The organism is Sphingobacterium yanglingense (assembly GCF_004363245.1).
Classification (GTDB): Bacteria; Bacteroidota; Bacteroidia; order Sphingobacteriales; family Sphingobacteriaceae; genus Sphingobacterium; species Sphingobacterium yanglingense.
Genome location: NZ_SNYV01000015.1, coordinates 135,852 through 156,789, shown reverse-complemented (window position 1 = coordinate 156,789; position 20,938 = coordinate 135,852). Strand labels below are relative to the sequence as shown.

Annotated in this window: 17 protein-coding genes; all 17 read right to left on the bottom strand. The window is 34.2% G+C overall.

Going from position 1 to position 20,938, the window contains the following annotated elements:
• Window positions 1–223 precede the first annotated feature (223 nt).
• Window positions 224–1,324 carry an NAD-dependent epimerase gene (locus CLV99_RS14415; protein ID WP_133585222.1) on the bottom strand — a complete coding sequence of 367 codons (1,101 nt, stop codon included), beginning with the start codon at window positions 1,322–1,324 and terminating at the stop codon, window positions 224–226.
• Between the two features lie 53 nt (window positions 1,325–1,377).
• On the bottom strand, window positions 1,378–2,466 hold the full coding sequence (locus CLV99_RS14410) for a glycosyltransferase (protein ID WP_162850123.1): 1,089 nt from the start codon (window positions 2,464–2,466) through the stop codon (window positions 1,378–1,380).
• A 57-nt stretch (window positions 2,467–2,523) separates the two neighbouring features.
• Window positions 2,524–3,405, bottom strand: a complete 882-nt coding sequence (locus tag CLV99_RS14405) for a glucosamine inositolphosphorylceramide transferase family protein (protein WP_133585220.1) — start codon at window positions 3,403–3,405, stop codon at window positions 2,524–2,526.
• 89 nt (window positions 3,406–3,494) lie between these two features.
• Complete coding sequence (locus tag CLV99_RS14400; RefSeq protein WP_133585219.1) at window positions 3,495–4,685, bottom strand: glycosyltransferase family 4 protein; 1,191 nt, start codon at window positions 4,683–4,685, stop codon at window positions 3,495–3,497.
• Window positions 4,631–5,227, bottom strand: coding sequence for a sugar transferase (locus CLV99_RS14395; RefSeq protein ID WP_133585218.1), 597 nt, complete (start codon window positions 5,225–5,227; stop codon window positions 4,631–4,633). Before CLV99_RS14395 ends, CLV99_RS14400 begins: the two co-directional genes overlap by 55 nt.
• Complete coding sequence (locus CLV99_RS14390; protein ID WP_133585217.1) at window positions 5,217–6,515, bottom strand: DegT/DnrJ/EryC1/StrS family aminotransferase; 1,299 nt, start codon at window positions 6,513–6,515, stop codon at window positions 5,217–5,219. The genes CLV99_RS14395 and CLV99_RS14390 overlap by 11 nt, the downstream gene beginning before the upstream one ends.
• A 55-nt stretch (window positions 6,516–6,570) precedes the next feature.
• On the bottom strand, window positions 6,571–7,671 hold the full coding sequence (locus CLV99_RS14385) for a glycosyltransferase (RefSeq protein WP_133585216.1): 1,101 nt from the start codon (window positions 7,669–7,671) through the stop codon (window positions 6,571–6,573).
• 375 nt (window positions 7,672–8,046) lie between these two features.
• Window positions 8,047–9,870 (bottom strand): asparagine synthase (glutamine-hydrolyzing), encoded by a 1,824-nt coding sequence (gene asnB, locus CLV99_RS14380; RefSeq protein ID WP_133585215.1) that lies wholly within the window; start codon window positions 9,868–9,870, stop codon window positions 8,047–8,049.
• Between the two features lies 1 nt (window position 9,871).
• Window positions 9,872–11,044 carry an O-antigen ligase family protein gene (locus CLV99_RS14375; RefSeq protein ID WP_133585214.1) on the bottom strand — a complete coding sequence of 391 codons (1,173 nt, stop codon included), beginning with the start codon at window positions 11,042–11,044 and terminating at the stop codon, window positions 9,872–9,874.
• A gap of 40 nt (window positions 11,045–11,084) precedes the next feature.
• The gene (locus CLV99_RS14370) at window positions 11,085–11,948 is read right to left on the bottom strand and encodes a glycosyltransferase family 2 protein (RefSeq protein ID WP_246032775.1); all 864 of its coding nucleotides are present in this window, start codon (window positions 11,946–11,948) and stop codon (window positions 11,085–11,087) included.
• A gap of 7 nt (window positions 11,949–11,955) precedes the next feature.
• A complete protein-coding gene (locus tag CLV99_RS14365) occupies window positions 11,956–13,122 on the bottom strand; it encodes a DegT/DnrJ/EryC1/StrS family aminotransferase (RefSeq protein ID WP_133585213.1) in 1,167 nt (388 codons plus the stop codon).
• Window positions 13,119–14,561, bottom strand: a complete 1,443-nt coding sequence (locus tag CLV99_RS14360) for a lipopolysaccharide biosynthesis protein (protein WP_133585212.1) — start codon at window positions 14,559–14,561, stop codon at window positions 13,119–13,121. Before CLV99_RS14360 ends, CLV99_RS14365 begins: the two co-directional genes overlap by 4 nt.
• Before the next feature lie 3 nt (window positions 14,562–14,564).
• Window positions 14,565–15,860, bottom strand: a complete 1,296-nt coding sequence (locus CLV99_RS14355) for a nucleotide sugar dehydrogenase (RefSeq protein ID WP_133585211.1) — start codon at window positions 15,858–15,860, stop codon at window positions 14,565–14,567.
• Window positions 15,848–16,402 (bottom strand): UpxY family transcription antiterminator, encoded by a 555-nt coding sequence (locus CLV99_RS14350; protein ID WP_133585210.1) that lies wholly within the window; start codon window positions 16,400–16,402, stop codon window positions 15,848–15,850. The genes CLV99_RS14355 and CLV99_RS14350 overlap by 13 nt, the downstream gene beginning before the upstream one ends.
• A 294-nt stretch (window positions 16,403–16,696) precedes the next feature.
• Complete coding sequence (locus CLV99_RS14345) at window positions 16,697–18,985, bottom strand: GumC family protein (protein WP_133585209.1); 2,289 nt, start codon at window positions 18,983–18,985, stop codon at window positions 16,697–16,699.
• Window positions 18,986–19,004: 19 nt separating this feature from the next.
• A complete protein-coding gene (locus tag CLV99_RS14340; protein ID WP_133585208.1) occupies window positions 19,005–19,760 on the bottom strand; it encodes a polysaccharide biosynthesis/export family protein in 756 nt (251 codons plus the stop codon).
• Window positions 19,761–20,297: 537 nt separating this feature from the next.
• Window positions 20,298–20,771 (bottom strand): helix-turn-helix domain-containing protein, encoded by a 474-nt coding sequence (locus CLV99_RS14335; protein ID WP_133585207.1) that lies wholly within the window; start codon window positions 20,769–20,771, stop codon window positions 20,298–20,300.
• Window positions 20,772–20,938 lie beyond the last annotated feature (167 nt).

The window sequence follows — 20,938 nt, the reverse complement described above, 5'->3', positions numbered from 1 at the left end:
AATTTTGTTTTCTTCTGCATGAATTCTTGTGTTTTAAATTTACATCTTGGGCGCAAACCTAAAAGATTTGTAATTTAAAACACAATGCAGATAATGAAGTAGTTATCTAATTTAACTTTGAAAGTTTTTTCGTTAGGTTTTGATATTTAGCTGGTTGTGATTTTTCAAATTTTTGTTTTCAAGTAAAATTATTAAAGTTGTTAAAAAACCTTATGTTACAGTATTATGACAAACCATTTGCGGTTTGTATAATTTTTGTCTGATTTTGATAAGATGCTGTATAATAGTTGTTGTACCAGTTTACAAAATTTTTAACTCCTGTTCCCACGCTTGTTATTGGTTGGTAATGAAGCTTATTCGTTAGATCATTAATGTCCGCAGAAGTTTCGGTAACATCTCCAGCTTGCATAGGTAGAAAGGCTTTATTAGCTTTAATCCCTGTATGTTTTTCGATTTCGTTAATAAAATTCAGCAAACTTACCGGTTCGCCTCTTCCAATGTTATAAACAGCGTAGGGTACTTTTGAAGTAGCAGGATCAGGACTTTTCGCATTCCAATTTGGATCTGCTTGTGCGGGAGTATCAATTACTCGAACTATGCCTTCGACAATATCGTCAATATAAGTAAAATCTCTACTCATCTCTCCGCTATTGAAAACTTCTATTTCTTCACCTTCCATTATTGCTTTGGTAAAAATATACAAAGCCATGTCTGGTCTACCCCAAGGACCGTAAACTGTAAAAAATCTTAAACCTGTCGTTGGTAAATTAAACAAATAGCTATAAGCATGAGCCATTAATTCATTACTTTTTTTAGATGCAGCGTATAGTGAAACCGGATGATTTACACTTTCATGTGTAGAAAAAGGCATTACCTTATTTAATCCATACACACTCGATGAGCTGGCATAAAGTAAGTGTTTAATTTTAAAATTTCTACAGCACTCTAAAACATTCAAAAAACCTTTTATATTAGTCTCTACATAAACTTCAGGATTTGTGATACTGTATCTTACGCCTGCTTGTGCAGCAAGGTTGCAAACAGCATCAAACTGAAAAGTTTCAAAACAAGCCGCTAAACCTTCACTATCACATATATCCAATTTAATAAAAGTATAATTTGGATATTTAGTACTTATCCTACTTTTACCATATTCTAGTGCTGTCACATCTATTCCTGTTTCTATAAGTCTATCGTGTTTTAAGTTGACATCGTAGTAATCATTGATGTTATCTATACCTACTACTGTATCTCCTCTTTCTAACAAACGTTTGGCTAGATGGAAGCCAATAAATCCGGCCGTACCTGTGACTAAAATTTTCATAAGATATAAGTTTATAGATGAATTATAGACTATTTGAGTCTTTTTATTAAAAGTTATAAGCTATTTACCCGGTGCACCTCTTCCAGAATAGAATTAATAAATTGCTCAGGACTGCGATCTTTGAGATAGTCTTGTTTGCCGTTGTCTTTCTGATTGGGATAAGCAGCAATGGCAAATCCTATAGCTGATGTTAAAGAGTTGATATTGTTGGGTTCAACTTTAAAAATAGAAGGTATTCTTTCAATGCCACCGGCGCAAAGGGTTGAAACAACGGAGTCATTTACGGCCATCATTTCAAGTAAAACATTTGGAAATCCTTCTTTAATAGAGGAGACAACACATAGTTTTGCTTTTTTATAGTATGGTATTGGATTATCAACATGCCCCATTAGGACTACTCGCTCTTGTAGAGCGGTGTCTTTTATTAAAGTATGTAGATTTTTCCTTTCTTTGCCTTCTCCTAATATCAATAACTTTAGATTCTCATGCTGCCGTGCAATTTTTTCAAATGCACGGATTAGTATTGAAAAGCCCTTTTCAGGAATTAACCTGCCGGCTGAGCAGATAAATTCTGAATCTCTCAGGCTTTCATCTATAGGGGCTTCTGCATTTCTTAGTATATGATTTAGGTCAATCGGATTTTCTATTATTACAGCCTTATCGTCTGGGATAAATTTATTTTGCGCTAATAGCTGATTACGCATAATTCCTGTTTGGCACACGATTAAATTAACGGCTGGATAACCTAATTTATAAGCTATCTGATAGCTTAATTTTTTGAGACCTGTATAGCGGGTAAATACCGAAGTACATTCGCGGACAATTAGGTTTGATTTTAGGTATCCAACGCGTTTGAGTAGGCCTAAATACGAATTTAGGTAAGGATGTGTACTTATGATCGTGTAATCTTTTCTGTAAGGGTATAGCTCCTTAACAAGTTTCAAAAAGCCTATCAACAGCGTCCCTTGAGTCAAATGCTTTACCTCCTGTTTTTTTGGTATGAAAAGGCGCGAATCGAATACATGTTTGAGAAATATTAATGGACTGTTTGTTACCTCTGCTACCATACGCAGGATATTTTCTGCTCCACCTGCAGTATCAGACATTGATACAAATAATAATCTATTTGAAACCGTATCCATCCTTTGAAAATAATCACATTTCTCAACTAACATTATGTGCCAATAGGGCATACTATTTTAGTAAAGAACTTTTTTTAATAATCTATGTACGGGAGTAATGGGAGAATGTGTTCTTCTCTTTCCATCGACAACAATCAAATCGTTTCCAAAGCTGATATTATGCATACCTTCCAGATAAGGGGCCTCCGGTAATAATTCAAAATCAGGATCTGATTTAAATGAATGTTCAGAAAGTTCAGAAATCTTATTGATAATTATGGATCCTCCGTAACGGATTTCCAGATTCTGAGTTGGGCGGTAAAGTTGCCCGTTTACTATAAATAAGTTTCCGGCACTCCTGCAATTTTTTGAACTTACCGGAATGGGGTTTAACGCATGTGGTTTAAATTCCTCCTCTAATGAATCTGAATAGTATATGTATAGATCATTTAACATGCCATCTATATTGGTAAATAGCCAATATTTTCCCTTGTAGTGGATAATCGAAGTATCTACATAGCGTGGCCCCATTAGTAAAACCCTTTTCTTCTTTAGTTCGGTAGCATTTTCATGATCCAGCTGATACAGACTTACTTCACCTGCATCTGCTGTTTCTGGAATGCAATAAAGATTTGACTTTTCTTCAAAAATGTATGGATACGAAAAATGGATCCCTTTTGGTGTAAGGCCAGATATCCTTTGTTTAGTGCTAAAATTAAAATTTTTAATTCTCGAAATTTTGCCTTTAATTTTCCAAAAGTTAAGCTCCTCATAGTAGATGAAAAGACTGGAATTAATTTTGACAACAAAGGGGTCTGCCGAATAATGCGCTTCATCCTCTTCCAACCATACTACTTTTCCATTAAATCTTTTTCTCCGGATTAAATCTGCAGCAGATTGTTCCACAAATCCTATATTCCATTTGTCTGCACCAAAATACCTGTCAATTACGTTATTCATGTTTTCGTCAAGATTAAATAACAAGAATTTCATTATCCAAACCTGATTATGCAAATTCTTAAAAGGTTCTGTTTATTTAGTATTTATGTTTAGAAAACAAGGTATGCATCTACATGTTTTTTACATGAAGTTCCTATATGATAGCGCTGTTTAAAAGAATTCAGGCTATTTTCTTTTATCTTTTGTTTGTCGGGATAGAAAACCGCTCTTTTTATCGTTTGATAATATGAATCTACACTGTTATCATTGCTCAAGAAGCCGGTCTCCTCATTCTTAATCATATCTTTAACACCACCGGCCTTAGTACAAATAGATATACATCCAACTGATAATGCCTCAATTAAGGATATAGGCATGCCTTCATAAAAGCTTGATAAGCAGAAAAAGTCTGCCATACTTAGAAAATCAGCGATATTTTCTTTTCCTCCAACAAACTCAACGTAAGGGTCGTCTTTTATCATTGAATAAAGATGATGATATACGGATTCATCACGAACATCACCGATTATTAATAGCTTGCATTTTTTCTCTTCATTTGCATTAAACTTTTGTACAGCTTCAATTAATAGCTGCTGGTTTTTCACTTTCATAATCCTTCCCACATGAATTAAAAGGAAAGAGTTTATATTTTCTTTATATCTTTTAATAAGTACAGGATATTCATCAGTCAGAGTTAAAAATGGACGACCATTTTCAATTACAATAACATTATCCAAACCATAATATTTTTTAAATGATTTGCCCCCATCATTTGAAACTGCGATAGGAATTACCTTATTCTTCTTGTACAGCGTTTTACGAAATGCCTTAATTAGAAAATTCGGACATTCGGCTTGGGCTGTTGAATGGATGGTGTGAAAAAACTTGCAACTACCACTCATAAATCGATACAAAAGCAAATACTCAAAAGCATTTAAGTGCGTGTGAACTACATCCGCTTTTTGCTTAACCAGCCAACTGGTCAATTTAAAAAGTACCTGGAAATTTAGACCTTTGCCCTTGTGTAGGGATAAATAACTTATATTCCCGCTGATTTCATTAAGAAAAGTAGTATCTGCATCATTATCACAAAGAGAAATTAAATATATTTGATAATGATCATTCTTTGCCAGCTCATTACATAAGTCGACAACAAAGCGCTCTGCTCCACCTCTTCTAAGTGCGCCTATAATGTGAACTATTTTCATTTTGTTGATGAGTTTTTGAATCGTATTAATTGACTGCTTTATCCAATCGCAATTTTTCTTAAAGTCAGAAATATGATTTTCAGATCGACCCATAAATCATGATTATTGATGTATCTCAGATTTTGTGCGATTTTTAATGGGATTATTTCTTCTATATAGAAATGCTCCGGATCATTGGTCTTTGCCAAAAGTTCACATTCGTCAGAAAATTCAATTGAAGCCCAATCGGTAATTCCCGGTTTAACAGAGAGTACCCTAATTTGCTCCTCGTTATAAAGATTTACATATTTACGAACCTCGGGACGCGGTCCGACAAAACTCATATGGCCTTTTAGTATATTTAATAACTGAGGTAATTCATCCAGTTTATATTTTCTTAACCAATATCCAATTTTTGTGATACGAGTATCGTGATTACCTATGGTAAGCAGTTGCTGGTCTGTCTGATGAACATACATTGTTCTGAATTTGAGCAACGGAAAATCTTCCACGTTCTTCCCAACCCTGATCTGACGATAGAATACTCCTCCATTTGAATCTAGAAGTATCAGTATCGCAATTACTACAAAAACCGGACTAAGTACAATCAGGCCAAATGAGGCTAATAAAACATCAAATATGCGTTTAGTGTCCATATCCAAAAATTCTTGTTGAAACGATTGGTCTTCTTGTTCTCTTAATTTTATCTTTCACCTCTGCCTGTACTGGTTTGTTCAGCTGAATTTGTACAGTGGCAATTACCGATTCGATGATAAATTGTATTTCGGCATCTGTAAGCTGAGGGTAAATGGGTAATGAAATCTCACATGAATATTGCTTATAGGCGACCGGATAATCTTCTATATGATACCCAAGGTTTTTAAAATAGGTAAGCATAGGCATCGGTATAAAATGTACGTTGGCCGCTACACCCAGTTGAGCCAAATCATCTATTATTTGATCCCGTTGTGCTTCGTTAATACCCATTATTCGTAGCGGAAACAGATGGTGGGATGATTCTCGCTCGTCATCCTGCAGCGGAGGCTTGATAAACCAACTCATTTGCGCTAATCCCTTGCAATATTTTGAGGCTATTTCTTTACGTTGAGGCAATAACTCATTACTGTATTTTTTTATTTGTGCCAAACCAATAGCAGCACATATATCCGGCATATTAATTTTTAACCCTTGAAATAAAATATCATAACGCCAGCCGCCACCTTTTGATTTAGCCAAGGCATCTTTATTTTGTCCATTAAGTGTATATATCTTTAGAAATTCATATTCTGTCATGGCATTAAAACTGCGTGGGAGATTTAAGCATATACACCCACCTTCGGCTGTGGTGATATTTTTTACGGCATGAAACGAAAATATAGCGATATCGCTCATTTTAGCTGAAGACAAACCGTTATACGTTGCGCCTATAGAATGTGCTGCATCTGCGATCAATAAGATACGTCCTAAAAGTTGCTGTTTGTCAGACTCTGCTGTAAACATATTATTCACCTCCGAATCCAAGATAATAGCTTTTAGTTCAGCATAATTACACGGCCATCCGGCGATGTCTACAGCTATAATAGCTTTTGTTTTCGGAGTTATTGCCTTTCTGACTTTTTCAGGATCGATACAAAAATCATCGTTGATATCTACCATTACAGGAACGGCACCACAATGCAAAACACTTAAAGCGGTAGCACAATAGGTATAAGCAGGTATTATTACTTCATCTCCCTCCTTAATCCCAAACCATTTTAACATCAGTATTGCTCCGGATGTCCAGGAATTTACACAAATTGCCGCATCCGAATTGGTAAGTTTAACTATTTCTTGCTCTAAATCTTTAACTTTAGGTCCTGTTGTAATCCACTTATCTTGAAGTGTTTGTACGACTTGGTCAATGACCGTTTGATCAATAAACGGAGGTGAAAATGGAATGTTCATAATTCTGAAGTTTAGTGTGGTTGAATATCTATTACAATAAAAGAAAGGACATGGATTATGCATTATGCAATATCAAATCTTTCCATTTTGGAAGAATATTTTCTATAGAATTTATCTGATTTATTAACTGCGCATTGCTTGCGACTTTTATTCTAAGGCTTTCATCGGCTAATAAATTATCCATTGCTGAAGTAAGTTTACCAATGTTATTTGCCTCTATTAAAATTCCATTTGCTTCATTTTCTATTATTTCTGATGGACCAAACTCACAGTCCATTGCAATACAAGGACAGCCAAAACTCATCGCTTCTATTAAAGCATTTGGGTATCCTTCATTTCTGGATGGTAGAACAAACAATTCCGCTTGATTATAGTAATCCTGTAGATTATCTTTTGGCCCGATTAGTTTAGCCTGATTTTGTATACCCAATTTTTCAATTAGATTGGATAGGTTTTCATATTCACTTCCGCCACCAACAATTAATAAATCAATGTCATCAGCTTTAATTTTACTATATGCCTTAATTAGTTGGTCAAATCCCTTAATATAGGAAAGTCGACCGACGCCTAAGATGAACTTCTTACTGTTTACAGGTTTTGCAGAGGGCGATTTAAATACATTTAAAGGATTTCTGATAATCTTGAAATTATTTAATCTTTTAAAAGATCCATGCTTTCTAATGCAGTCCTCTATTCCTTTGGCTGGTATAACTACAGCCTTAGATTTTTTATATATGATATAGGAAATCTTTTTTAAAAAGAAGTTGAATGAATTAATCGTATGATCAGGGGTCGTTCGTTCTGAAACGATAAAGGGTGTTTTAATTAGAGAGCAAGCTAAACCAGTCCATAGATTTGCCGTGGTCATAAAAGAGACAACACAAGTCGGCTTTTCTTTAATAAGTAATTTGGACAATCGCAGAAATATTAATAATGCATATTTAATACGGTTAAAAATATTTTCTTTATCCCTCTTCTCTAATAAATTAATCATCCTGACATGAGGTGAAATTTGATACCCAGGCTCCGCTTCGTTGAGGCAAAGAATAAAAACGCTCAGCCCTTGTTTACTAAATTCATTCGCCAATATAGATAACACTCTTTCTGCCCCTCCACTATGAAGGTTATTAATAACAAAAAATAATTTATTTTTCATATGTAAATAATTTGACTTTTAACGGCCATATGGAATATCCAAACTATATTATGCACGGATTGTTGTAACTGGTGTGCATGCTGCTTCGCGGTCATTCTTATTTGTGTAGCCTTTGCTACATGGATATTTCATAGGTGTTTAATCTGTCTTTTATCTGTCATTAACCTATTCCGAGTTATCGGAATGGAATACTCATGGGGCTTCGCTAACTAGGAGTATTTCATAGCTGACAACTATCTGGAAAACTTCAATGATCAAAATATTAAATGGGGCAAACCAAGGATTAAAAGCATTTAGAAAAGCCTTAAATGCTTAAAACAATTTTTTTTAGTTAAAGAAGAAGTAAACGATATTATTATTCGGTGCTAAAGGTATTTATTGGACAGCAATCTTTTTATAAAATCCAAATTCCTGATACCACTTAGACAAAATATATATTCTCCAAATAAAAGATGAATAGTCATGCTTTCCTTCTAAATGCTTTCTAAAAATATCTTTAAATCTGGGGGTATTTAAAATGGGAATCTGAAGTAAAAAATCGTCTGTTAGGTTTTCTTCAAATTCATTACGCAGTTCATTTCTTATCCAACCGGCTAAAGGAACAGCAAATCCTCTTTTGGGTTGATCAAATACTTCTTCAGGAATGTATTCTTTCAGGATATCCTTTAGTATTTTTTTTCTCCGGCCTTTTTCGCAACGAAATGATATAGGAAGTGTTCTTGCAAACTCAATGATATTATAGTCCAGAAATGGGCTTCTTACTTCTACTGAATGAGCCATACTGGCACGATCTACTTTTACATTACTATCGTTTTCTAGCCACAATTTAATGTTTAAATCAGCTGTTGCCTGTAACAAATCTTTCGACCATATTTTATAACCATTATAGTGAGACAACCAATTAAAGTTTCTCTTCTTTAGAAGAGAGTCATATCCAACAAATATACCTGCAATGAAGTCATATTTTGAAGCAGCATTGAGTATTCCTTTATAGGAAAGTGCGCGTGCACCTAGGAAATTAAAACTCAATACGCTGGCTGCCATTTTTCTCAAAAAATAGGGCACAAACGTAATTTTATTTGCGTAAGGCACTAATCTAAAATGGTTGTATCCAAAGAAACTTTCATCCCCTCCATCTCCAGACAAGACCATGGTAACAGATTGTTTCGTTATTTTATTCAATAGTAAAGAAGGCAATGCAGAGCTATCAGCAAAAGGTTCATCGAACACTTTTACCAATTGGGGAATCATTTCTAAAATATCTGTTGCTTTACAAATTGTTTCTGTATGTTCAGAACCTATAATTTTTGCATATTCTGCAGCGATCTTGCTTTCATCATATTCCGGATCCTCAAAGCCTATCGAAAATGTTTTGATAGGATCCTTTGAAACCGTTGAAGCAATACTGGATATTAGAGCAGAATCTATTCCTCCGGAGAGAAATGATCCAAAAGGCACATCTGCTTGCAATCTTATTTTTACGGCATCTTTTAACAGAGTGTGCAACTTCTCTTTGGCCTCATTATAAGACAAGCTCACTTCGGCGACCTCCTTCAGATTCCAGTACTCTTTAACATCGTATTTTTGTCTGTCCAAATCAATCTCCAGATTATTCCCGGGAGGTAATTTATAGACATTTTGATAGATCGTGTATGGGCTGGGGATATAACCGCAGTCCAAATACATGGATACGGCTTCATTGTTTATTTGTTTGTGTTGGCTTATTGGACGTAACTGGCTGCAAATTTCAAAGTCACCGTCCTTCCATGAATAATAAAAGGGTTTTACACCTAAGCGGTCGCGTGAACAAAATATTTTTCTTGATGTGGCATCATATATAGCAAAAGCGAACATTCCGTTTAGTTTCGGCACTAAAGCAGCTCCCCACTCTTTATAACCTTTTAGTAACACCTCCGTATCACTGGTTGTATCAAAAGTATACCCTAGAGCTACTAAATCTGTTTTTAACTCCTGAAAGTTATAAATTTCACCATTGAACACTATAACGAGGTCTTCAAACGTCATAGGTTGATGTGAACGAACATTTAAATCTAAAATGGATAGTCGTAAATGTCCAAAAGTCAAATCAAATACTTTTTGAATCCCTAAATAATCCGGCCCGCGGAATTGTATGGATTCCAGCTTTAATTTTACGGCCTCCTCTTCAATGGGAATATTGGTTAAATAAATTCCACACATACTAAAATGCATTTATATTTAGATACTCAACCTGATAGTTCTTGACTTGGTGAAGATCTAAATGTTTCTTTTCAGACACTTTCTTGCTCAGATCTATTTGAATATATAGCCACATCGAAACAAATAATACCAGGTTATTTTCAAAATAATTATGATTGGTAAGCATGTACATTACTAAAGAAAATGAAACCAGAAAAATTACCGGGTTATCATGAAACATTCTTATGCCATTAATTAAAAAAGATCCATATATCCATAGAAAATAGAGAAGGACAAAAAAGCCGGCTTCACCAATGACCATTAAAAAAGTGTTGTGTACACCATTTTTTACAGTATAAGAATTGTATTCAGGTCCAAAAATTTCTCCACTAAAGGAATGGTATCCATTACCCAAGATTGGATTGTTTAAAATTTGATTGTAATAATGGGACCAGGTTTCTGTTCTCGATTCTTCCTTTAAATCTTCATTTACTTTTCCTTCAAGTATTCCTGAAAAAGCATGCATTCTTTTCGTACTTAAATCCAGCTTATCTCCAAATGAAAGAAACAGACCAAATAGAACAATACCTACTAGGATTTTATATACATTTCTATAATTGATTAATAAAGATATCAAATTGACTAATATCCAGATTAATAAGAAAGTCCTGGAGAAAGTAAGAAAGCCTGCAATTGAAAACAGTAATTGGCCAATGATTTTTAATTTTTTATTATTTATTGAGAAACTTAGGGAATATCCTAATATACAAGCATAGCCAGCTGCATTAGGGTTTATATAATACCCTCTATATCTGCCACCAATACCTTCAATAAAAATAGATTCAAAAATTATACTTAAACATCCTAGCAAAAGTACTACATATATATCTTCCCTTGTGGTATCGCTTACAACACTTGCACCCATAACTATGACAATAAAATATTTAATAAGCGTTACTAAATAACCATCGTCATTTTGTGCACTGACTATGATCGATATTAAAAAGAATAAAAGGCCAAACACGATAAATGGAACTATCGGCTTTTTATTCTCGCTAAAAAAATAATAAACGATGATGAGAAGGAAGGTGCTGTAGCTTAAAAGCTGACCGATTGCGGCATTAGCTTTAACCAAGAAATAACTTGGAAGATTGCAGAAAACTAAGAATAAAATAATAATCTTAAGATATTTCATATCGGAAGTTATTTAATGTATAATTATATTTTCTAACCACTTACAATATGGTTCTTATTGTACTAAAAGCATTTTGTAGGCTGTGATCTCTAACTTCAAATAGGAAATATTTTTTAAGATAATAGAGAAGCAACTTGATTTTTTGAACGCGGGAATATTTAAAAATTTCAATAATCAAGTACAAATCGTCAAGTGTTTTTTGTTTTAAACTTTTTGCTTTCAACATGCTCCATATGCCTCCTGAATGCTTTCTATAGCAGCACATTATTTCGGGTAAAACATAGATTTTCTTTCCGGAAGTAAATGTTAAATAAAGTTTAAGAAATCTGTCTGGGGCATTAAATTTAAAGAACCAATCGGTTGAGTAAATTTCTCTAATTTCGGTCGTATTTCTGAAGAGAATTGTATTGAGTACTGTTTCAAAATCATTATCGAATAATATATCCTCAAACGAATAGACTATTGGTTTTGGATTTAAATTCATATAATATATTTCATTATTTTCTTTAATCCTTTTCGAATAATGACAACACATTATATATTCCTGATTCTGTTCTAAAAAATCGACTTGTTTTTGCAGTTTTAAAGGGTCAGTCCAATAATCATCTCCGTCGCATTGGGTCAGATATTTACCTTTTACCTCTTTATTCACTCGTACCGCGTTATTGTGGACACCCACATTAGATTCTGAAGTAATTAATTTTATTTTATCAGGATGTTTTAGAACATATTCCTCTACAATTTTTCTGGTATTATCGGTAGAACAATCTTCTCCGATAAGAATCTCAAATTTAAAAGATGTTTGTTGCATCAAGTAGCCCTCAATAGCCTGTGCTATATACTTCTCATGATTGTAAGTTACACAGCAGATACTAACCATCACTTCAGTTTCTATACTTTTCATAGCTGGTTTACTTTTTTTCATGACCATTTATGACTTTTTCTATTCGATTGGCAATCAATTCTCCAAAGCCTTTTTGTTTATTGATGGTTTTCACAGGGTATTTCTGTGCTCTCAATAATATACGTGAGATCATATCCAGATCGGGGATGGTGAGTGTATCATACAGAGGCAGGCAAACAATTCTCTTTACCACAGAATCGCATACGGGCATTCTTTTACGGCTTACAAACGGTAATGTAGCCAAAGAGGGGGAAAAGTACCTCCTGCAATATACACCTGCCAATTCAAGTTTAACAAGACAATCACGCATCAGTTCTTCTGAATCAAACAGAATCGGGCAGTAGGCGTAATTGTAATCGGGAGCAGAATCAATGAACTGAAATTTAACTTTTAATTTTTTCAGGTTCTCTCGATAATGCAGCGATAAAGATCTTCTCTTTTCCAAAATAGCATCAATATGACCCAGGTTACACAACCCCATAGCTGCATGGAATTCCGAATTTTTTGCATTTATACCTGCCAGCGCAAGGGTATCCGGACCGCTGTATCCAAAATTTCGCATAAATGCCATTTTCTCTAACAATTCTGGTTTTTTCGTAAAAACTGCTCCGCCTTCTATGGTGTGAAACAATTTAGTGGCGTGAAAGCTTGTGGTACTAATGTCTCCATATTCAAAAACTGATCTGTTTTTGTATTTGGTTCCGAAACAATGGGCAGCATCATATATCACCTTTAAACCGTATTTATCAGCAATACTTTGTATTGCATCAATATTACATGGGTTGCCATAAACATGGGTTGCCAAAATCGCAGAGGTTTTAGGGGTAATTGCAGCTTCGATTTTATTGGGATCAATATTGAATGTATCCGGATCGATATCCACATATACTGGTTTGCAGCCCTGCCATAAAATACTATTCGTCGTAGCAACAAAAGAGAATGGAGTTGTAATAATTTCTCCTTTCAATTCCAATGCTCTAATAGCCATTTGGAGAGCAATAGTACCATTGGATACATATAATAAATAACCCAGATTTAGATACTGTTTGAGTTTAAGTTCCAAATCATTAACCAGAGGGCCGTTATTGGTTAACCATTGGCGGTCCCAAATACTTTTTACATAGTTTTCAAATTCCTCTACTCTAGGAAGAAATGGCTTAGTTACTGGTATCATCTTTTTAGAATTAATTGTTTAAAATCTTTTATTGCCGTAAGGTTTATAAGATTGCTGATGCTTAAATAAGTAAGAGCATAAAATAGAGCACTTATGATAATCCGTGTCAAATTGTTAATATTAAAAGAATCCACTAAGAAAGAATCAAGAAGATAAGTTGAAATACCAATAAAGAGAGATAAGATTATGGTGGGTAAAATATCGAATATCTGTTCTTTCACCGGATAGTTAATCATCTTTCCGCTATAGATTGTGTTGATGTAAAAGCCAATGAAATTAAAGGATAATTGAAAATATAGCAGACCGTAAATGCCGAATGGTATTACACTCAAAATGCCTATTACACTTAGTGCTTTTTTTATAACCTCCAGCTTTAAAAACAAATCGCTCCGGCCTTTTACCTTTAAAATATTCAAATTATACGCATGAAGGGGCTGCATTACACCGGCAATACAAAGTATTTGAAAATAAGGTACTGCTGGCAACCATTTATCGGTTAATAAAAAACTAAAAAGAGGCTGGGCTGTGGCACTCATAAAAATCAATATGGGAGCATTCCAAAAAATAACCTGCTGCATCACTTTTTTGTTCACCCTTTTCAATTGCACATTATTATGCGATATTTCTGAAAACATCGGATAAGTGACTTTATTGACAGCTGCTGAAATATTTGCTGTTGGTAGCTGACTGATAGAATCGGCCCGGGAATAATATCCTAGTTGCGTAGCAGAGTAAAATTTACCAATAATAAGGGTATATATATTCTGGTAAAGGGTATCAAGTACCCCCGATAGGGTCATTTTATAACCAAAATGAAAATGACGGTTAAAACTTGTTTTATCAAATATCAAAACTGGACGCCAGTCCGAATATATCCAATGAAGTATGGTAGATAAAAATGTGGTAAATAAACTCATCCATACCAGACTCCAAACGCCATATCCGGTTTTAGCAAGAATAATTCCTAAAATTCCTCCAGCTAAAGAGGACGGTATTTGTATGTTTGTCTGTGTTTTAAACCTCATCTCTTTTACAAGACGGGTATTTTGTACACCAAAGAAAGCATTTAAAATAAATATCAGACTATAAACACGGATGATACTTGTAAGGACTTGCTGATGGTAAAATGATGAAATAAGAGGGGCGCAAAAATATAATATAAAATAAAGTATTGTGCTCCCTATCAAATTAAAATAAAAAACGGTAGAAAAATCTTTTTGATCTGCATCAGTCGTCCGTATAAGCGAAGAAGTAAGACCGCTGTCTAGTAGTGTATTTCCGATGGATATAAATACCGATAACATAGCTATTAACCCAAATTCTGCCGGGGTTAAAATGCGAGCAAGCACTATGGTTATAGAAAAACTAATTAGTTTAGAACCAAATTGCTGACCTACTGACCATATTACGCCAGAGATGGTCTTTTCCTTTAAAGTCATTTGTTATAAGCGTGCACTTACCATGGTATTTGGTAAGACTGATTTGATGTCGTAAACGACTGTATTTTCTTTGCAAAGCTTTGTAAGGTCGAGGTGTTTAAATTCCTGATGAGCGACGGCTATTAAAATTGCATCATATTGTCTCTTCTTCGACTCTCCATTCTGACAAATCACACCATACTCTTGTTTGACTTGATCTGAGTTGGCCCAAGGATCGTGAATGCAGACCTTTACTTTATATTCTTCTAACCTCCTAACTATGTCGATTACCTTTGTATTCCTCACATCGGGGCAATTCTCCTTAAAAGTAAATCCTAACACCAACACATCTGCATCTATGATATGCGTGCCGTTATAGATCATTTGTTTAATAAGCTGATCTGCTACATAAGACCCCATTCCATCGTTTACGCGGCGCCCAGCCAAAATAATTTCGGGATGATAACCCACCTCTTGTGCTTTTTGGGCAAGGTAATAGGGATCAACACCTATACAATGCCCACCGACTAAGCCAGGTCTGAAGTTCAAGAAATTCCATTTTGTGCCTGCTGCAGTAAGCACCTCGGTGGTATCTATACCCAGCCTATTAAAAATCATTGCTAATTCATTAACAAAAGCAATATTGATGTCTCTTTGTGCATTTTCTATGATCTTTGCTGCTTCTGCGACTCTTATGGATGAAGCTTTGTGTGTGCCTGCCCCAATTACAGATCTATAAAGATTATCAATTGTAGTCGCCGTTTCTGGTGTAGAGCCCGAAGTGATTTTTAGTATATTGGCAACAGTATGTTCTTTATCTCCAGGATTGATCCGTTCGGGCGAATATCCTACAAAAAAATCTTCGTTATAAATTAACCCTGATTTTTCTACTAAAATAGGTACACATTCATCTTCTGTCACACCTGGATATACAGTCGATTCATAAACGACAATATCACCTTTTTTTAATACACTTGCTACTAGTGCACTTGCTTTTATTAATGGCGTTAAATCTGGTCTGTTATTCTTATCAACAGGTGTCGGAACGGTGACGATAAAAACTTGACAAGAATTTAATTTGTCTTTTTCACTCGTGCAATACAATCCATTTGGATCTGTACGGTCATAGGTTAGCACTTTTTTAAGTTCTTCTTCACTGACCTCTAAAGTACCATCTTTACCTTCATTAAGCTCATCCACTCTCCGTTGGAGAATATCAAAACCAATAACTTTATGCTTTTTGGCAAACTCTACTGCGAGTGGAAGTCCAACATACCCGAGCCCGATTACGGCTATTCTTGTGGGTTTTATCTTGTGCATAATGCTGTGTTTAAAGGTGAAGCTTTTACAAGATGATTAATCTCAATACAGGTTACCAATGCACATTCTATATGGTCAAGCGACATCAGGACCGTTTTTCCTTGTACTTTGATTATTTTACCTTCGTGATTATAGAATAAGCCACTTCTAATTCTTACTCTATCACCAGGCGAAAGATCATTTAGGTTGATTATTTCCAGGTTATTATATGTTTTCACCAGTTCCTTAAGCTGTTCAATTTCTGACTCCCTTATCACAGCTGGCTTCCCCATAAAATAGATATAGTTAATTACGCCAAGCGTATATCTAACCTTTGTAAGATCTCTATCATCTATTTTAACAAAGACATAACCGGTAAAAAGTGGTATACTAACTTTCTTTTTTCTATCCGCCCATTGGTTTTCGGTAGTTCTTAACGGACAGAAAGTCTCTATCCCTTGGTCTTGCAACAGTTTATCAACCTTTTTTTCCCAACGTGGACGTACATAAATAACCAGCCAGTTTTTTTCAAGTTTTCTTTTGTAATTTAATCCCATTTCCATTGTTAGATTCTTTAAGAGGAAGTAAAAAAATGTGTTGTTTTATTAGACCCAATAGAATTTTCTGAACAATATGTAATTCCTGGTTCGCTACTCTGGGGAGCAAGGCTTCGCCATATCACTTACAGTGATGAGCGTGTGTTTTTGTAAAGTAATTAGATAAAGGGTAAATAAGAGGCGGCTAAAATAATTATTTGCAGATCATTTATTTTAAGTCAGGTGCAACGTAAGTTTATTTATATAATGGCTATTGTTTTAAATATTGCAATAGATCTATTTATTGGTTTTATGAAAATGTTAATTGGGCATGGCATATCCGTAGCCACCATAACCATACTTTTGGTTCTTTTCTCTCTTAGCGTCGTTAAACACTACCATTAGATTTTTAAGCTTATTTTCGTCGTTAATGTCTTTCAGGATAGCTAATTGATAGTTGTTTGTGTAATTATATCTTACCAGATAAATACTTACATCTACATAAGGCGCTAAACTGAAAGCATCGGCTACTTGTCCAACAGGGGATGTGTCTACAATAATATAGTCAAAGCGTTTTCTTAATTCGCTTAGGAGTTCATCAATTCTAGAGCTCATGATCATTTCTGCTGGATTTTTTGGAATTTCTGAACATCCAATTATACTGACGTTATCTGACAATAGACTGGGTTGGATAATATCATCTACAGAAATAAATTCATCATCAAGGTAGTCTGTAACTCCTAGCGTTGATGATAAGTTTAACTTTTTTAATAAGACGGGACTCCTTAGATCAAGTTCTACAATAACAACTTTCTTACTAAGCATTCCTAATGTAGTTGCCAAATTGGTGCTAAAAAATGTCTTTCCTTCCCCTTTCATACTGGATGTAACCAATATGACTTTATGACGTTGATTTGTCATAAAGCTTAAATTCATGCGTATGTACCTAAATAGTTCGGAAATAGTGGAGCGATGGTCTGTTTGAAAAACATTGGCGCCTTTATCTAGATTGTGGGAAAGTTCGCCTAGCAATTTTGCACCTGTAAGCTCGATGGTTCTGGCATCCCTAACTTTATTGTCGAAAAGTCCCCTAACATAAATAAGACCTGCAGGTATTAAGCATCCGAAGACTAAACCGCATAAATAAAGCATTTGTGCTTTTGGAGCAATAGGTGTGGTATTATAAGCGGGTCTATCTATAACTTGTGATGTAGGTACTGTTGTAGATAATGATAATGCTGTTTCTTCACGTTTTTGCAACAAGTAATGGTATAAGCCAGTTTTCACACTTTGCTCTCTACTTCTTTCCAAAAGTCCTCTTTCTATGGTAGGGACAGATTTGCTTTTACTATAGAATTGTGAATAATTTTTTTGCAAATTGTCTTTTTGGATATTAAATCCACTTTTAATTGACTTTAAGTTTTCCAGAATATTGCTTTTTAAACTTGATAATTGATCATTCAAATTTAAAACCAGAGGGTTTTCAGCATTAGCAGTGCGAAGCATTCTATTCCTTTCTGCCTGCAAATCATTAAACTTTCCAATCATCACATTTAGTATAGGATCTTCTATTCCCATGGCACTTGGCGCTAAACTGCCTTGTGCTTGATTGCTTTGAAAATAACCTTCGATAGATTTTACCAGTCCGAGCTTTATAACTGATTCTGCTAACAGTTGATTGTATTCAACCGACCTTGTTGCATTTAATTGTGCGTCTATACCGAGATCAGTCACTTGATTTTGTTGTTTGAAGTTCTCTACATCTTGTTCCGCTCCAGCTAAGTCGTTTATTAAATATTTTAATCTGTTATCTATAAACTTAATTGTGTTTTGAGCGATAATATTTTTATTGTTTACATTATTAATATTATAGTTTTCAATAAGATTTGTCAAAATGTCTAATCCCCTTTGTGGAATATTATCGTTCAAACTAATTACAATAGTATTAGCATCTTTAACTACAGGAACTACATTCAACTTGGCTAAACTGTATACCTCTGTCAGTTTGTACAGATCTTGAAATTGAATATTTATTTTTCCATATTCATTTTTAAAAGCAGGTCCTTTCTTTACATCTATTGTATAGTTTTTATTTTTGATAGGTTGATTATAGTTTGCAATCAGATTAATATTACTATCTGTTAAGCGAAATTGGTTTTCGTTAATGGATGTAATTTCTATCGCTCTGGAATAAGCCCCCTTTTTTAATTCCTGTACTTCTACTTTAATAGGTAATGTATTGCCGTATAACTCTATTGTTTTAAAACCTACTTTTTGAAAGTATGATGTCTCAAGATTCAAATCTTTTAAAACTTTAGATATCAAATCTCTTGATCTGAAAATTTCAGATTCATTTTCAACTGTTTTGGTGGTTTGGAACATGTTCAAATCACTAAAAGCAGTGCCGTTAGACATAGAGGTACCCTCTTTATTGTCTTGTACGAGCAAAGTGCTGCTAATTTTATAAATAGGAGGTGTTATGAGCAAGAAGCCGTAAACGAATGCTATTGCTACTGTAATGCTAATTAAAAAATAGGGCCAGTTTTTGATAAACCTTTTCAGAGCTTCTGAAAAGTCTTTAGGGCCGTTTAAGTTCTTTTCTGCAAACATGATCTTATTCCTTAAGTAATTAATTTCTTAAAATGGCTGAAATCAGGACAGCTACTGCCGATATAGAGGCGATAACAATAGGCATAATTCTCGTGCTAGGGCTATACTCTATAGCTTTAGATTTATCCGGCTCCACATAAACTATATCGTTTTGCATCAGATTAAAAAAGCGATCATTAAGAACAGCTTGTTGGTTTAAATTCAACCTTTTCATTATTCTTTTCCCATTTTGCTCTCTAATGACTAATACGTTTTCTCTTTTACCATAAACCGTCATATCGCCTGCCATACCAAGCGCCTCTAATAAATTAATATGATCACCAGGTATGGTAAAGCTCGAGGGTTTATTTACTTCTCCGATTACAGTAATTTTAAAATTTAAGAGTTGTACTTCAACCATTGGTTCTTTAACATATTTAGCTAGCTTTTCTATTAACATATCCTGGGTTTGTGTAATTGTCAAACCTTCCACTTTAATATTACCTATTACGGGCAGCGTAATCATGCCGTCTTTAGCAACTCTATAACCTGTCGGACCTTCATAAGTACCTGCTGTATTTTGTCGATTAACTGTAAATAGCGTGTTCGATTCTGGGTTAAGACTATTTATATTTATCCTCAAGAGGTCGTTTTGTTGTATTTTTATAGGTTCATATTGTATTTTATCCTCCGCGCTTTGCTGAGCTAAATTGCTGAAATAAGCCAAATCTCTTTTTTGTGCACATGAGCAAAAAGTGAGTATATATATAATAATTAGCAGGTGTTTTGTTCTCATGATTTTATTTCTTAAAATGTGAAAAACTTCTTTACAACTAAGTTATGTATAAAACAATCAATAATTTATGCAGCAAATTACTTTGTATTTAAAGTGTTTAAATGGTATACATATTTTACAAAAGTTTACATTTTTATTGAACAGATTTAACAAGAATTGTAGAAGAAGTGAATTGTTAGGTGTGCAATTATTAGTTGTATTCTATTTGTGATGAAGATGTTTTTTGTTGTATATCAATTTGAGAAAAGTTGTAAAACAGCAGAATTTCATTTTTCAGTTTGAACATTTGATTTTTCAACAGTTTTAAACGATGGATAATCAAAAGGGAGATGTATCTAAATGATAGAAATAGAGGAGGAGGCCATCAAGTACTGTTTAGTCTCTTTAGTGAGGTGTATATAGACGGATACAAATCAGAGATAATAGCCAAAAAAACGAACATCATTAAGTTTTAGTACTAATCTTTGTACATACAAGCTAAAAATATCGGAAAGGATATGAGGATTTATTTTGAACGAATGTACTGAACTAAGGAAATCATTTGGATTGTTGAGAATGATTTTGGTTTACTAGACACTCGTTGTATTTTTCTAATAGAAGGATATATTTTCTTATCCAATAGTCAATCTTTTCATTTTCTGTGAATTGGTTTTCTAAAGGAGAGGGGGCTAATTGGGCGTCTGTATTTGGACAAAAAACTTCGGGAAAGTCAGAAGAAAAATCATAATTAATATAAGAGCCGATTCTTACTAATATATCAAAAGGTAAGGTGTCATGTTCAAACCAATTGTATAATGTACACCTGCTAATCTTCATATATCTAGCCAGCTTACTTATATTATGGCCTTGCTTTCTAATAATAGATTCTACAATACTACCTGCATGTTTTTGCGAAGAGTATTTTAAGGTAGCTCTGCTACTTTTGTTGTTTAAACCAATTTTAAAAAAATCAATCCCCGGTTTGATAGCGCTCATAATCCCCTTAACTTTTAGTTTATAATTAATTTTCATTTAAATTTCCTTAAAATGAATTGTATATTAAATGATGCTTGTCAAGGTTTATAGTGACGATGGTCACTTATTTTAATTTTGGTTTTGTCGCTGAAACGCTACATTTTTTAAGAAAAAATTGCCGCAAGGTAGAATTAGAAGTAGATTTATGAATGATCAGCTATAGG